The following is a 14,189-nucleotide window of genomic DNA, read 5'->3' on the forward strand; positions in this document are numbered from 1 at the left end:
TTCGATCGCTGCGAGTAAAGGGAGCGATGAGATGACCGGCCAATACAAGGGACCCTCCCGGCGAAGCGACGTGGCGCCCTTCCTCGCCATGGATGTGCTGTCCGCCGCCAATGCGCTCGAAGCTGCCGGCCGGCGCATCTTGCACATGGAAGTCGGCGAGCCCGGCGCCGCGACCCCGCGCGCCGTCCGCGAGGCGGCGATCGCCGCGCTTCAGGGCGGCCGGGTCGGCTATACGGATGCGCTGGGATGGCGGCCGCTGCGCGAGCGGATCGCCCGGCATTATGGCGAGCGCCACGGCGTCGAGGTCGATCCCGGCCGCGTCGCGGTGACGACGGGTTCGTCGGGCGGCTTCAACCTCGCCTTCCTCGCGGCCTTCGATGCCGGTGACCGTGTCGCCATCGCCAGCCCCGGCTATCCGGCCTATGCCAACATACTGCGCGCGTTGGATCTTGAAGTTGTCGAACTCCGGACCCGGACCGAAGATCGCCATGCGATCACGCCGGCGCTTGTCGAGGCGGCGCACAGGGAGAAGCCGCTCGCCGGCCTCATCGTCGCCAGCCCCGCCAACCCGACGGGCACGATGATGACGCCCGTCGCTCTCGCCAAGCTCATCCGCACCAGCGACGCGCTCGGCATCCGCTTCATTTCCGACGAGATCTATCATGGGCTCGTCTATGACGGCGTCGCCGAGACGGCGCTTGCCACGTCCAACGAGGCGATCGTCATCAACTCGTTCTCGAAATATTACTGCATGACGGGCTGGCGGATCGGCTGGATGATCCTGCCGCCATCGCTGGTGCGCGCCGTCGAGCGGCTGGGCCAGAACCTCTATATCTCGGCGCCCGACCTGTCGCAGAAGGCCGCCCTGGCCGCCTTCGACGCGACCGATGAACTGGAGCGAATCAAGGACGGCTATGCCGCCAATCGCAAGCTGCTGCTCGAACGGCTGCCGGGCCTCGGTTTCGACGATTTCTTCCCAGTCGATGGCGCGTTTTACATTTATGCGTCAGTGCGCCGCTTCACCAATGATTCAGCCGAATTCGCGCGGCGAATGCTAAACGAGGCAGGCATCGCGGCGACGCCGGGCATGGATTTCGACCGCAGCCAGGGCGACGCCTATATACGCTTCTCCTTTGCCGGCTCCGTCACCGACATCGACGAAGCGAGCCAGCGCCTCGGCGACTGGCTGCGCTGACCACGACGCTCAGGCGTCGATGCCGAGGCTCGCCGACGGGCGGGATAACAGTCGTCGCTCCCCCGGCACCGGCTCGTGATCGGCGCTGGCAAAGATATCGCGGTCGAGCCTCTGCAGTGCCCCGGCCAGGATGCCGACATCGACGAGATCGTCCTCCGGAGAGAGCACCTCGATCTCCGTCATCCGGCCGATCTCCGCCACCAGCCCCTCCTCTAGGCCGGCGCGGAACCCCGCCTCCATCAGATCGAAGGCGGCAAGACCGCGCCCGGTGAAGGCGACGCGCTCGGGATTGAGAATGGCGAGCAGGCGCGACAAGCCGTAGCCGAGCGCAAGTCCGGCCTGGTGATAGGCCGAGCGGACGCGGTCATCGCCGCCGCGGGCGCGCACTTCCAGCTGGCGCATCGTTTCGGCATCGGGATCAATGTCGGCCGGCGGCTCGTCGGGCGGCAAATTCTCGACGGCACGGTAGATGGCGTAGTCAGCGACATAGGCCTCGACGCAGCCGCGACGGCCGCATCGGCAGAGCGCACCGCCCGGAATATGGTTGGAATGGCCGAACTCGGCGCCTGAGCCAAAGGCGCCGGAAAACAGGCGGCCATTGATATAGAGGCCCATGCCGACGCCATAGGCGATGAAGATCACCGCGAAAGTCCCGCCATAGCGCAGCGGATCACGCGAATTCAGCGCCTGCCCGATCATGTTCACGTCATTGGTGACCGAGACCGGAATGCCGAGCGCCTCGGAAAGCGGACCTGGAATGGCGCCGACATCCACGGATATGGTCGGACTCCAGATCAACTTGCCGGTCGTCTGGTCGACGACACCGGGCACGGCGATCGGTATCTCGGGCAACTTCCGGTGCGGGACGCCGCGCGCCTCCAGATAGGCGAGGATCGCCTCGGCGAGCCGCGGCACGAACTGCTTTGCCTCGTGGCCCTGGGTCGGAATGGCGAGGCGGGTGCGGTCGCGCAGATGGCCGCCATAGTCACACAGGATCAGCGTCACGGAATTCAATGACACTTTGACGCCCAGCACGAAGGCCGCCGACGCATTCAGCGACAGGGCGACGCGCGGTCGACCGCGCCCCGGCGGGCGCTCAGCCCGCTCCTCGATCGAGGCGGTGACGATCAGATGTTCCGAGAGGAGGTCCGCCGTGATCGCCGAAATCGTCGCCGGGCTCAAGCCGGTTGCGCGGCCGAGCTCGACGCGGGCAAGCGAGCCGATGCGGCGCAGGGTCTGGAGCACCAGCCCCCGGTTCTGGCGTCGGACGAGTTCGGTGTCGGCTTTGTACTGCACGTGCGGTCTCCTCCGCCCGGACAATGGTCGAACGAGACCCGCTTTCCAAGGACTTTCACTCGCGTCATCGTGATCGCATCGCGAGGTGGTATGAAGCCGCGCCGCCCGGATGCGGCGCCGCCTTGCCGCCGCACGGCCGGCGTCGTATCTCGTTGGCGCCCGCCCTTGTTTCGAAGGATGTCTTCCATGACCGCCGTCCGAACCGCCGCTGTGGCGGCTGAAGTTGCCAGCGCTTTCGCCAGTTTGAAGGCCGAACGGGACCGCGTCGAATCGCGTTCGATGCGCGAAATGTTCGCAGCCGACGCCGATCGCTTCGCCCGCCTTTCGCTTGAGGTCGACGGCCTGCTGCTCGACTATTCCAAGAATCGTCTGGATACCCAGGCCGTAATCGCCCTGCTCTCGCTCGCGAGAGCCGCCGGCGTCGAGGCCCGCCGCGCCGCGATGTTCGGCGCCGAGCGCATCAACGTCACCGAGAACCGCGCCGTCCTTCACGTCGCCCTGCGCGCCCAGAAAGGCGAATCCTATGTTCTCGACGGCGAGAACGTCGTCGAGGAGGTGCATTCGGTTCTGGACGCGATGGCGACCTTCGCCGAGGGTATCCGCAGCGGCGCGATCGCAGGTACCGGTGGTGCCTTTACCGACGTGGTCAATATCGGCATTGGCGGCTCCGACCTCGGCCCGGCCATGGTGACGCGTGCGCTCAGCCCCTATCATGACGGCCCGCGGCTGCATTTCGTCTCCAATGTCGACGGTGCCCATATCCACGACACGCTCGAAGGCTTGAACCCGGCGACGACGCTGTTCCTTGTCGCCTCCAAGACCTTCACCACCATCGAGACGATGACCAATGCCGGGACGGCGCGGCGCTGGATCATCGATGCGCTGGGCGAGGTTGCGGTCGGTGCCCATTTCGCGGCGATGTCGACCGCGCTCGACAAGGTCGCTGCCTTCGGCATCGACGTGAAGCGTGCTTTCGGCTTCTGGGACTGGGTCGGCGGGCGCTATTCCGTCTGGTCAGCGATCGGCCTGCCGGTCATGATCGCGATCGGCGACAAGGATTTCCGCCAGTTCCTTGCGGGCGCCCATGCGATGGACGTGCATTTCCGCGATACGCCGCTCGACCGCAACCTGCCGGTCCTGCTCGCACTGGTCGGCATCTGGAACCGCAATGTGCTCGGCTTCCCGGCCAAGGCCGTCCTGCCCTATGACCAGCGCATGCTGCGCTTCGCCGCCTATCTGCAGCAGCTCGACATGGAATCGAACGGGAAGCGCGTGACGCTCGACGGCTCGCCCGTCGCGCAACAGACGGGCCCGCTCGTCTGGGGCGAGCCTGGCACCAATGGCCAGCACGCCTTCTACCAGCTGCTGCACCAGGGCACCGACGTCATTCCCGCCGATTTCCTCGTCGCCGCCAAGTCGCACGAGCCGGACGACCTCCACCACCGCCTCCTGCTCGCCAATTGCTTCGCGCAGACGGAAGCGCTGATGCGGGGACGGACGACGGAAGAGGCGCGGACCGAGCTCCTGGCCGAGGGCAAGGTGCCGCCCGAGGCCGAACGCCTCGCACCCCACAAGACGTTCCCGGGCAACCGGCCGACCAACACGATCCTCTACCGCCTGCTCGATCCGTTCACGCTCGGGCGACTGATCGCGCTCTACGAGCATCAGGTATTCGTGCAGGGCACCATCTGGGGGATCGATTCCTTCGACCAGTGGGGCGTCGAACTCGGCAAGCAGCTCGCGACCCAGCTTCTGCCTATGGTGGAAGGGAAGGCGAGCCCGGACGGTCGCGACGCTTCCACGGCCAATCTGATCCGCTCGGCCGCTCGACTCGGCTGAGGGAGAAAGTCTATTCACAGCCCTCCTAAGGGGCTGTGACCATCGTCACTCAACATGGCCGATCGATCAGCTTAGAATCCGGATGTCCATTGATTCGTCCGGATTTCTTTCGATCCCATGGAAATTGAATTCGCCGATTTCGAGCATTACGCGAAGACGGTCGCCGCATATTATGGCCTGACCGGCATCTCCATACGCAACGCCGCCAAGGGCGACTTCGCCCGGTTGGCCGAGATCCAGGTCGCCGCGCTTTGCGCCAGCGGCCGAGACATCTACGGTGCAGCGAAGATCAAGCGCTATGTCGAGCGCCACCTTCGTCAAACCCTGTGGCTCTGCTCCTCGCCGAGCTTTTTCGTCGCTGTCCGCGACCAGGAAGTGGTCGGCTCGGGCGGATGGAGCTTCGTCCCCACGGAAAAGGGGCGCGAATTGCCCTGCGCGATCGGCTTCTATGTCGACCCGCGCTTCGCCCGCCAGGGAATCGGCCGCAGCCTGTTGACGATCGCCGAGACCAGTGCCCGCAAAAACCGCATCGGCATCCTGTCGGCATTCGCCCCGCTGCATGGGGCCGACCTCTTCCGCAACACCGGCTATTCGGCCAGCGATATCCTGCCGCTCGACCTCGGCGACGATTTCAGCATGGACCTTCTGGTCATGCGCAAGCGCCTGATGGCTTGAGTCCTGCTGCGGGCAGGTCGACTCAAGCTTCCTTCATCGAGCGATGGACGATGATGTGGTGTCCATCGATCGACAGGCGCCCTTCCTTGATCAAGGCGCGGATCTGCTTGTTGACGGCCTCACGGCTCGCGCCCAGCATCTGGGCGAGCGTGCCTTGGGTCAGGTCGAGTTCCACGACCGCCACGTCCTTCTCGATCCGGCCGTGAATGAGCGCAAGCTGGCGTAGCAGCACGAGCAGGCGGTGGCGCAGATCGTGGAAGACGGCGCGGTTTACCTGTTCGTTGGTCTGCCGTAGCCGTTCGCACAGGCTGATGATGATCTGGCGCTGAAGGCGCGCGGAGCTGTCGAGAAGGGTCAGGAATGGCTGCCTCGGCACGAAGATCAGCCGCGTCTCCGTCAGTGCGGCCGCACCGGCGCTGCGCTGCAATCCATCGAGCAGCGCGATATCGCCGATCACCTCGCCTTCCTCAAACAGCTGGATGGTGACCTCGCGGCTGTCTTCGGCGGTGAGGAAGATGCGGATGATGCCGCTGGTGACGCAATAAAGACCGTCCGAATCATCACCCTGCGAGAAAAGCAACGTCTCGGCCGGGATCGTCGTGACGCGGGCGATCTGGGCCAGACGCACCAGATCGTCGTGATCCAATCCATTAAAAAAACTTGTTCGACTGAGCCATGAAACTATTTCTGCGGTCTGCACGCTGCCTCCTTGCGGACCCGCCGTCCGCAATCCGATATGGAATGGATGATAGTCTAATCTCGATAAGAAGAAGCTGCGATATCCTCTAAAGTATCCTCTTTGGACCCTACTTCTCCGGAGAGGATCCTGGCGACGACGAAATGTCCCAGTTCCCGCGCCGGAATCTGGGCCACGAGCGCCAGCTTGTTCGATACGGACAGCGTCGCGATCCCATGCAGCGCTGCCCACATCGCAACGACCGCCCGCCGGCGACCGCCCGCCGGCCGGTCGGGCATGGCGGGCTCGAGCATCGCGGCAACGCGGTCGACCAGCCTATCGAGCTCGTTCCGATACCAGTCTGGCAACAGCACACCCTCGGGCAGACGGTGTTCGAACAGCATGGCCCAGAGGCGCGGCCCGCGCTCGACGAAATCGAAATAGGCGTCCGTCAGCCTTGCCGCGCGCGTCGGCGGGTCGCCGCCTCCAGCGCCGGCCAGCGCTTCGCCGAGCTCCCGCAGCGTGCCACCATTCACCTGCACGATCAGATCGTCGAGATTGGCAAACAGGTTATAGAGCGTGCCCGGCGCATAGCCGATCCGTTCCGCCACGCGGCGCACCGTAACACCACGCAATCCCTCGTCGACGGCAAGGCCGCGCGCCGCGCCGAGCGCCATACGCTTCAGTTCCTCCGCCGAATGATCATTCCGCCTTGCCAAGACCGCCCACCTCTCCGCTGCAACAGATACTAACCCATATTGAACATTGTTCAAAACACATATATGCAATTGAACGATGTTCACTGACCGCGATCCTGTAGGATTGTGGAATCAGCGTGGGGACCTATCCGATGAACGTGACGAACGGGACTGAAAACGCTCCTTCCCTGCTCCGAACGCCAGGCTTCCTGCCACTCTTCGTCGTGCAATGGTTCGGCGCCTTCGCCGACAACGCACTGAAGAGCGCCTTCGGCTTCATGGTTGCCTATGGCGGCGCCGGCCTGTTCGGCCTGTCGCCGCAGGTCGCGATCACGCTTGGCGGCGCCGTCTTCGTGCTGCCGTCCTTCCTGCTCTCCGGTCTTTCCGGCCGGCTTTGCGATGCCGTCGATAAGAAGTTGGTCGTGCGCTGGACCCGGATCCTCGAAGTGGTTCTCGCGCTCCTGTCCTCGACCGCAATCCTGATTCACTCGGCGCCGCTCGCCCTCCTCGGCATGTTTTTCTATTCGGTGCAGTCGACCATCTTCGGGCCGGCGAAATATTCGATGCTGCCGCAATTCGTTGCGCGCGACCGGCTCGTCGCCGCCAATGCCCTGTTCGAGGGCTCGACTTTCGTTGCGATCCTCGCGGGAACCTTGTTCGGAGGCCTGACGGTCGGCCTCGGCGGCACCTGGCTCACCATCGCCGGCCTCGTCGCCGCGGCCCTGATCGGTGCGGTGGCGGCCTTTTTCGTCCCATCGGCGCCCCCTGCTCCAGGCGCTCCGCCCTTCCGCTTCGATTTCATCGGCGCCAACCGCCTCGCCTTCGCCGCGATCCGGCGGCGGCAATCGGTCTTCCTCGCCGTGCTGGGCATTTCCTGGTTCTGGATGGTCGGCCTCATCGTGATGTCCGTGTTCCCGGAATTCGCGAAATCGACGCTCAAGGTCGACGAACTGGTCGCGAACCTCCTGGTGGCCGCCTTCGTTGTCGGCATCGCGCTGGGCTCGGCCGCCGCCAGCAAAGTGCTGGCCGGTCGGATTTCCGCTCGCCATACGCCGATCGGCGCGCTGCTGATGGCTGGCTTTATGATCGACCTCTCGCATGCCTCGGTGGTGCTCGGCGCGGTCAGCGATGGGGCGCCGCTGGGCTATGCCGCGTTCATCGGCTCCTGGGCTGGCATTCGCGTCATCGTCGATCTCGTCGGCGTCGCCTTTGGCGGCGGCATCTTCACCGTGCCGCTCTACGCCATGTTGCAATCGCGCGCCGAGCCGCAGGAGCGCTCTTCGGCGATTGCCGGCAACAACATCTTCAACGCCGGCCTCATGGTCGTCGGGACGCTCGGTGCGGCGGTGCTGCTCGGCTTCGGCGTCACGACGCTCCAGCTTCTCTTCGCCATCGGCCTCGCTAATATCGCGGCGGCTGCCGTCTGCCTCAAATTCGTGCCGGACGAAGCGATCAAGTCGCTCGGGTCGGCGATCCTCCGCCTGTTCTTCCGGGCCCGCGTTCTCCATGCGGAGAACTATGGCGACGGCGAGGATGCGGCGGTGGTCGTCGTCAATCACACCTCCTTCATCGACGCCATCCTGATCGGCTGCCTGCTGCCCGGCCGGCCGGTCTTCGCCATCAACCGCTTCATCGCCGAGCGCTGGTGGGTCAAGCCGGCCTTCCTGTTCTTCGATCTCGTCCCCGTCGACCCGACCAGCCCCTTCACCGTGCGTCGCATGGTCAAGCTCGTGAAGGAAGGAAGGCGGCTTGTGATTTTCCCAGAAGGCCGCATCACGGTCACCGGGGCGCTGATGAAGGTCTATGACGGCCCGGCAATGATCGCGGCACTTGCCAATGTCCCGGTAGTTCCGGTTCGCGTCGATGGTCCGCAATATTCGATCTTCTCGCGCCTCAAGGGAAAGGTGCGCCGACGCCTCTTTCCCGAGATGCATCTCGCCGTCCTGCCGCCCCGGTCGATCGGCCTGACACCTGGCCTCATCGGACGGAAGCGCCGCGCCGAGGCCGGTTCCCATCTGCAGGACATCATGCGCGAGATGGTGTTTGAAACCAGCCAGCCGCCGGAGCCGCTGCTCGACGGGCTGATCCATGCCCGACATGTTCATGGCTCTTACCCGGTGATCGAGGACGTCACCCGGGCCCCTGTCGGCTATACCGCCATCTTGCGAGGTGCGTTCGCCATTGGCGGCCTCGTGGCGAAACGCAGTCGGCCTGGTGAGCGGGTTGGCGTGATGCTGCCGAACACGATCGCGGCGGTCGTCACCTTCTTCGCGCTTCAAGCGAGCGGCCGCGTTCCGGCGATGCTCAACTTCTCTGCCGGCCCCGCCGCGATCGACGCCGCGCGGCAGGCGGCGGAGGTCAAGCTGGTGCTGACCTCGCGGCGCTTCGTCGAACAGGGGCGACTTCAGCCACTGATCGCAACCCTTTCTGAGAATTGTCAAATCGTCTTTCTGGAGGATCTCCGCGACCAGATCGGTCCGCTGCGAAAACTGCTCGCCATGATCGGCGCCATGGCGCCGCGGACGATGAGCCACCTCGCCTTCGGACGGAGGCAGGAAGTCGACGATGAAGCCGTCGTGCTGTTCACCTCCGGCTCCGAAGGCCTGCCGAAAGGCGTCTCTCTCAGCCATCGCGCCATCCAGTCGAACCGGCAGCAGGTGTCGAGCGTCATCGACTTCTCGCGCGAAGACGTCGTGCTGAACGCGCTGCCGATATTCCATGCGTTCGGACTGACGGCCGGCTGCCTGCTTCCGCTCTTTTCCGGCGTCCGGCAGATGCTTTATCCATCGCCGCTGCATTACCGGATCGTTCCGGAAATCGCCTATGACGTGAATGCGACGATATTGTTCGGTACCGATACGTTCCTATCCGGCTATGCCAGGATGGCACATCCTTACGACTTCTATTCGATCCGCTATATCTTCGCGGGCGCGGAAAGACTGAAGCCGGAGACCCGCCGGATCTTCGCGGAGAAATTCGGCATCCGGGTTCTCGAGGGTTACGGCGCCACGGAAACGTCGCCCGTTCTCGCCATCAATACGCCCATGGCAAACCGACCGGGCTCGGTCGGCAAGATCCTGCCGGGAATTGAAACGCGCATCGATCCCGTCGAGGGAATAGAGGAAGGCGGGCGCCTCGTCGTGCGTGGCCCCAACATCATGCGCGGCTATTACCGCGCCAGCGCACCCGGCCAGATCGAACCGCCCCCGGAGGGATGGTACGACACGGGCGATATCGTCACCATCGATGGCGACGGCTTCGTGACCATCGCCGGGCGAGCCAAGCGCTTCGCCAAGGTCGGCGGCGAAATGGTGTCGCTGTCGGCGATCGAGCAGATCGCTTCCGAACTCTGGCCGAACCACCCCTGCGCGGCCACAACGATTCCCAGCGAGCGGCGCGGCGAGGAGATCGTGCTCGTCACCGAGCGGCCGGAGGCCGAGCTCGGCGAGTTGCAGCGATTTGCCCGCCAGCGCGGGCTGTCCGAGATCATGCTGCCGAAGCGCTTGCTGACGATCGGCCACCTGCCCTTGCTCGGGTCCGGGAAACCCGACTATCCCGCTATCGCCCGACTGGCGCTGCCGCCGCAGCCAGCCCCCGCATTGACCGAGCCCGCGCCGTAGAGGGGCCGGGATGGCAGTTGCGGCTCGACACCGCCCTGCCGACCGACTAGAAAGTGATCATTGAGTTTGGCTCGGGGAAGCATATGCGCATCGCGATCGTGCTGTTGGTGTCGTTGCTGGGTCTGGCTGGTTGCCAGTCCGTCTATCAGCAGGGTTCGTCCGACTCATGTAACCAGGCCAGCTCGACCGTCGGCGGCCCCGTCATTTGCCCGAACTGACGTCCATCTGACGTCTAGGGCCGCCCTTAACGCTTTCGGGCTGACTTCGACGCTTTGGCGGCGTCGGCCCGGATCGCAGTTTCGACCGCTCGCATGGCCCAATCCCGGAATTCGTCCGGCTCGTCGAAGAGCCGCTCGGGCATCCGCCAATAGCTCGTAAGCGTGCGCTTGCCGGTTTTGGTGGCGTAGCTGAACGGCTCGCAGCCTTCGGTCTCGAAATCCGGGTGCGTCCTCTCGTCCGCTTTTAGATGCAGAGTGTCGCCGGCGACGAGGCCGAACATCAGCCCGTCGCGAAAGATGCCGAGCCCGCCGAACATGCGGCGGAACGCGACGCGGCCGACCGGCTCGAACAATTCCTCGAGAAATTCGCGATCCATGCTGATCATCCCCCTCAATCGGCGAGGGTCAAACCCATCTGCCAGAACTCCGCCTCAAGCCTCACCGCATGGCGGAATGTGCTGAGAAGCCGAGGATAGCGCGCCTCGGTCAGATAGTCGCGCGCGAGACGATCGATCTGCGCCCGACTCTCCTCGGCGATCCCCTGATAGGCCTCGCCGTCATATTCGCGAATCCAGTCGGCATAGGGATGGGCCGGATTCGACAGGGCCGGCGAATCGGCGAGCGCGGTTCCGATTTCGGCATAGCCGATGACGCAGGGCGAGAGCGCCACGACGAGATCGAGCAGATCGCCGCGCAGGCCCGCCTCCTGGACGAAGCGGGTATAGGCGATGGTCGCGCGTGATTCAGGAGCGGCCTCGATCGAAGCCGCATCGAGACCCCATCCCGCACAGAGCTTCAGATGTAGCGTCGTCTCAGACAGGATCGCCTCGACCCCTGCCGCCGCCTTGCGCATCTCGGCGAGGGTCGGCGATTTGTAGACGGCGAGCGCGTAGGCGCGGGCGAACTCGATCAGAAACAGATAGTCCTGCACCAGATAATGGCGGAAGCTCGCGGCCGGCAGCGTGCCATCGCCAAGGCCACGCACGAAATCATGCCCGACATAGGCAGCCCATTCCGGCGCCGCATCGTGCTTCAGGCGATCGAAAAGAGAGGTCATGCCGTCTTCCGGTTGGTCGCGTCGGCATCGCGCCGACGCGGATGGTGATGGCGGATCCCTAGCCGGATTCCGCCATGGTGCGAAGGCCCAGGCGCGCGCGAAAATCGCGCGCGATGTCGCCGACGGAGACGGCCGCGAAACGGCGAAGCAGTAGCGCCTCGGCTTCGTCCAGCGCCTCGTCGACCGCCGCGTTCACCGCCTGCTCGACGAGGCAGCGCGGATGATCCGCTGTCGGTCCGAGCGCGAAGACGGACGGCTCGCCGAGGGAACGATAGACGTCGCGCAGCGTGATCTCGTCGAGGCGCCTTGCCAGCGTCCAGCCGCCGCCATGGCCCTTGCCGGAATGAACGTAGCCCTTGTCGCGTAGCCCGGCCATGGTGCGGCGGACGACGACCGGATTGGTACCGAGCATGCGAGCGATCGTGTCCGATGTGAGCGGACCGTCGCTTTCGTCCATGTGGATCAGCACATGCAGCATGCGGGAAAGCCGGCTGTCGCTGCGCATTGCAAGCCTCCGTCGCGAACGCTGCCCCTTCCGTATCAGCCTCTTCTCACTCACGCAACAATCATGGTTGCATGATCGGAGCGCCTGGACCATCATGACACTTATGATGTGTCGTGATCGACGAGCAGGCATGACGCCCCTGCTATGGCGGGCGGCGCAACCCGTAGTGCCGGATGGCGTCAGGAGAGAGAACCATGACTTTCGATGCAATCGTGATCGGCGGCAGCTTTGCCGGCCTGTCAGCGGCCATGCAGCTTGCCCGGGCGCGACGGCGCGTGCTGGTCGTCGATTCCGGCCTGCCACGCAACCGCTTCGCCGCGGCGTCGCACGGCTTTTTCGGTCAGGATGGCCGTCCTCCGCTCTTGATGCGCGACGAGGCCCGCCGCCAGCTCGCCCTTTACCCGACGGTGAGCTTCGCCGATGGCGAGGCCACCGAAGCGCAGCAGAGCGTCGACGGCTTCCGTCTCTCCATGACCGACGGCCGCAACTGGACGGGCGCCAGACTGATCCTTGCCACCGGCGTACGTGACGAGCTCCCGCCGATTGTAGGCATCGAAGCACGCTGGGGCAGGACCGTGCTGCATTGCCCCTATTGCCACGGCTATGAGCTCGGCGAGGCCCGGCTCGGTGTGCTCGCCAATCATCCGGCCTCCGCGCACCAGGCCATGCTGATCCCCGAATGGGGGCCAACGACTTATTTCACGCAAGGCGTATTCGAGCCGGACGCGGAGCAGCTAGCGCGTCTCGCCATTCGAGGGGTCGTGGTCGAACGCTCACCGATCGTCGAGCTTCTCGGTGCCGCGCCGGGACTCGAAGCCGTGCGGCTTGCCGATGGACGGACCATGCCAATCGGCGCGCTCTTCACCGCCCCGACGCTGCATATGACCAGCCCGCTCGCAGAGCAGCTTGGCTGCGCCTTCGAGGCGGGGCCGGTGGGCCGCTACATCCGGACCGATGAAAGGCGGCGGAGTTCCATCCCCGGCGTGTACGCCGCGGGCGACGCAGCCAATCCCATGCACAACGCGACCATCTCCTCCGCCTCCGGCGTTCTCGCCGGAGTGGGGACGCATCACTCGCTATTCATGGAAACGAACTGATCTTTCAGGCCGCAGGCGAGGCACCGGCGAGATCGGCCGGCTTCAGCATCACCGATTCGCCGCAGCCGCAGGCCGAGACTTCGTTCGGATTCTTGAACACGAAGCCCGAGCGAAGCTTGGTCGTCTCGAAATCCATCACGGTGCCGAGCAGGAACAGGACGGCCGAGGGATCGACGAAAACCGTCGCGCCATGACCTTCGATCTTCTCGTCCTTCGCGTCCGGAGCCTCGACCGGAAGGATCGTATATTCCATGCCGGCGCATCCGCCCTTCTTGATCCCGATGCGCAGGCCGAGCAGCGGGCGCTCCGAATCTCCGACGATCTCGCGCACCCGTTCGGCGGCGGCCTCGGTCAGAGACATGACGGCAAAGCGCGGACGGGCGCCCATGGCGGTTCTCCACTTGCGGTGCAACGCACAACTCGCCCTTAAGATCGGCCATCCAAGACCGTTCGACAAGATGCAGCGGCTACTTAAGAATCGTTCGACCAAATTCCGGGTGTCGCCAGTTCGACGACATGACCGTCGGGATCGTTCAGATAGATCGAATGCCCACCCTGCGGCCAAGCCATTTCCGCGGTGATTGGCACGCCCTTTCCAACGAGGTGGCGGCGCCAGTCGCCGAGTGAGCCGGCCGGAACGCGCAAGGCGAAGTGATATGGACCGCTACCGTCATGCGCCGGGATCGTCCCGCCTGGCAGATGGATATCGGCCGATGTCGCACCACGCCGGAAGATCAGCAGCACACTCGCCGGGCCGGCATTCAGCGCGACCAGACGATCGTCGCCGATGAGGCGGGACAGCCCGAGCACGCCTTCATAAAAGGCGGCGGCGCGCGCAACGTCGTCGACATAGATCGAGGTTTCGAGAACGCCGGTGATCGGCGGCGCCGAGGCCCTCATCATCGTCTCAATACCAGTCGAGCGCGACGCGCGCCTCGTCGGACATGCGGTCCTGCGACCAGGGCGGATCGAAGGTCATGTTGACGTCGACGCGGCCGATACCGGGGATTGCGCCGACGGCGTTCTCGACCCAGCCCGGCATTTCGCCAGCCACGGGACATCCTGGCGCGGTCAGCGTCATGTCGATGGCAACGTTGCGGCTGTCGTCGACATCGACCTTGTAGATCAGGCCGAGCTCATAGATGTCGGCCGGAATTTCCGGGTCATACACCGTCTTCAGCGCAGCGATGATATCCGCCGTCAACTGCTCCAGCTCTTGCGGCGGCAGGCTCGACGGCGCCGCCAGCGGCAGTTCGGCGCCCTCGGCCGGCTTGGCGGCTTCGTCTCCGATCAGCGTGTCGTCGGACATGGTC

At 64.8% G+C, this 14,189-nt stretch carries 14 protein-coding genes; 5 read left to right on the forward strand and 9 right to left on the reverse strand.

Annotation, left to right across the window (positions count from 1 at the left end):
* Positions 1-31 precede the first annotated feature (31 nt).
* Positions 32-1,195, forward strand: a complete 1,164-nt coding sequence (locus tag OSH05_RS16840) for a pyridoxal phosphate-dependent aminotransferase (RefSeq protein WP_104219218.1) — start codon at positions 32-34, stop codon at positions 1,193-1,195.
* A 9-nt stretch (positions 1,196-1,204) separates the two neighbouring features.
* Here OSH05_RS16840 and OSH05_RS16845 read toward each other — a convergent pair whose 3' ends face one another.
* Positions 1,205-2,491, reverse strand: a complete 1,287-nt coding sequence (locus OSH05_RS16845) for an ROK family protein (protein ID WP_165801586.1) — start codon at positions 2,489-2,491, stop codon at positions 1,205-1,207.
* A 186-nt stretch (positions 2,492-2,677) separates the two neighbouring features.
* On the opposite strand from OSH05_RS16845, the gene pgi reads away from it, so the two are divergent.
* Positions 2,678-4,330, forward strand: coding sequence for a glucose-6-phosphate isomerase (gene pgi, locus OSH05_RS16850; protein ID WP_104219219.1), 1,653 nt, complete (start codon positions 2,678-2,680; stop codon positions 4,328-4,330).
* 117 nt (positions 4,331-4,447) lie between these two features.
* A complete protein-coding gene (locus OSH05_RS16855; protein ID WP_104219220.1) occupies positions 4,448-5,005 on the forward strand; it encodes a GNAT family N-acetyltransferase in 558 nt (185 codons plus the stop codon).
* A gap of 22 nt (positions 5,006-5,027) precedes the next feature.
* On the opposite strand, the gene OSH05_RS16860 is transcribed toward OSH05_RS16855, so the two are convergent.
* Both OSH05_RS16860 and OSH05_RS16865 read right to left on the reverse strand, forming a co-directional pair.
* Entirely contained in the window at positions 5,028-5,633 is a 606-nt protein-coding gene (locus tag OSH05_RS16860; protein ID WP_165801587.1) for a Crp/Fnr family transcriptional regulator, read from the reverse strand.
* 125 nt (positions 5,634-5,758) lie between these two features.
* Positions 5,759-6,484, reverse strand: coding sequence for a TetR/AcrR family transcriptional regulator (locus tag OSH05_RS16865; protein WP_266352634.1), 726 nt, complete (start codon positions 6,482-6,484; stop codon positions 5,759-5,761).
* A 47-nt stretch (positions 6,485-6,531) separates the two neighbouring features.
* On the opposite strand from OSH05_RS16865, the gene OSH05_RS16870 reads away from it, so the two are divergent.
* Positions 6,532-9,999 carry an acyl-[ACP]--phospholipid O-acyltransferase gene (locus tag OSH05_RS16870; RefSeq protein WP_104219313.1) on the forward strand — a complete coding sequence of 1,156 codons (3,468 nt, stop codon included), beginning with the start codon at positions 6,532-6,534 and terminating at the stop codon, positions 9,997-9,999.
* 244 nt (positions 10,000-10,243) lie between these two features.
* Here OSH05_RS16870 and OSH05_RS16875 read toward each other — a convergent pair whose 3' ends face one another.
* From OSH05_RS16875 to OSH05_RS16885, 3 genes are read right to left on the reverse strand one after another with little or no spacing between them, the layout of a single operon-like run.
* Positions 10,244-10,594 carry a TfoX/Sxy family protein gene (locus tag OSH05_RS16875; RefSeq protein WP_266352636.1) on the reverse strand — a complete coding sequence of 117 codons (351 nt, stop codon included), beginning with the start codon at positions 10,592-10,594 and terminating at the stop codon, positions 10,244-10,246.
* Positions 10,595-10,608: 14 nt separating this feature from the next.
* On the reverse strand, positions 10,609-11,274 hold the full coding sequence (gene tenA / locus OSH05_RS16880) for a thiaminase II (RefSeq protein ID WP_104219223.1): 666 nt from the start codon (positions 11,272-11,274) through the stop codon (positions 10,609-10,611).
* 58 nt (positions 11,275-11,332) lie between these two features.
* A complete protein-coding gene (locus OSH05_RS16885) occupies positions 11,333-11,779 on the reverse strand; it encodes an Rrf2 family transcriptional regulator (RefSeq protein ID WP_104219224.1) in 447 nt (148 codons plus the stop codon).
* A 194-nt stretch (positions 11,780-11,973) separates the two neighbouring features.
* Here OSH05_RS16885 and OSH05_RS16890 point away from each other — a divergent pair, with 194 nt between their 5' ends.
* Complete coding sequence (locus OSH05_RS16890; RefSeq protein ID WP_104219225.1) at positions 11,974-12,876, forward strand: NAD(P)/FAD-dependent oxidoreductase; 903 nt, start codon at positions 11,974-11,976, stop codon at positions 12,874-12,876.
* Between the two features lie 4 nt (positions 12,877-12,880).
* On the opposite strand, the gene sufA is transcribed toward OSH05_RS16890, so the two are convergent.
* From sufA to OSH05_RS16905, 3 genes are all read right to left on the reverse strand, one after another.
* The gene (gene sufA / locus OSH05_RS16895; RefSeq protein ID WP_104219226.1) at positions 12,881-13,264 is read right to left on the reverse strand and encodes a Fe-S cluster assembly scaffold SufA; all 384 of its coding nucleotides are present in this window, start codon (positions 13,262-13,264) and stop codon (positions 12,881-12,883) included.
* Positions 13,265-13,347: 83 nt separating this feature from the next.
* Positions 13,348-13,776: a VOC family protein gene (locus OSH05_RS16900; protein WP_104219315.1), complete on the reverse strand. Its 429-nt coding sequence runs from the start codon at positions 13,774-13,776 to the stop codon at positions 13,348-13,350.
* Positions 13,777-13,783: 7 nt separating this feature from the next.
* On the reverse strand, positions 13,784-14,185 hold the full coding sequence (locus OSH05_RS16905; protein WP_104219227.1) for an SUF system Fe-S cluster assembly protein: 402 nt from the start codon (positions 14,183-14,185) through the stop codon (positions 13,784-13,786).
* Between the last annotated feature and the right edge of the window lie 4 nt (positions 14,186-14,189).

This window comes from Kaistia algarum (assembly GCF_026343945.1).
Lineage (GTDB): Bacteria > Pseudomonadota > Alphaproteobacteria > Rhizobiales > Kaistiaceae > Kaistia > Kaistia algarum.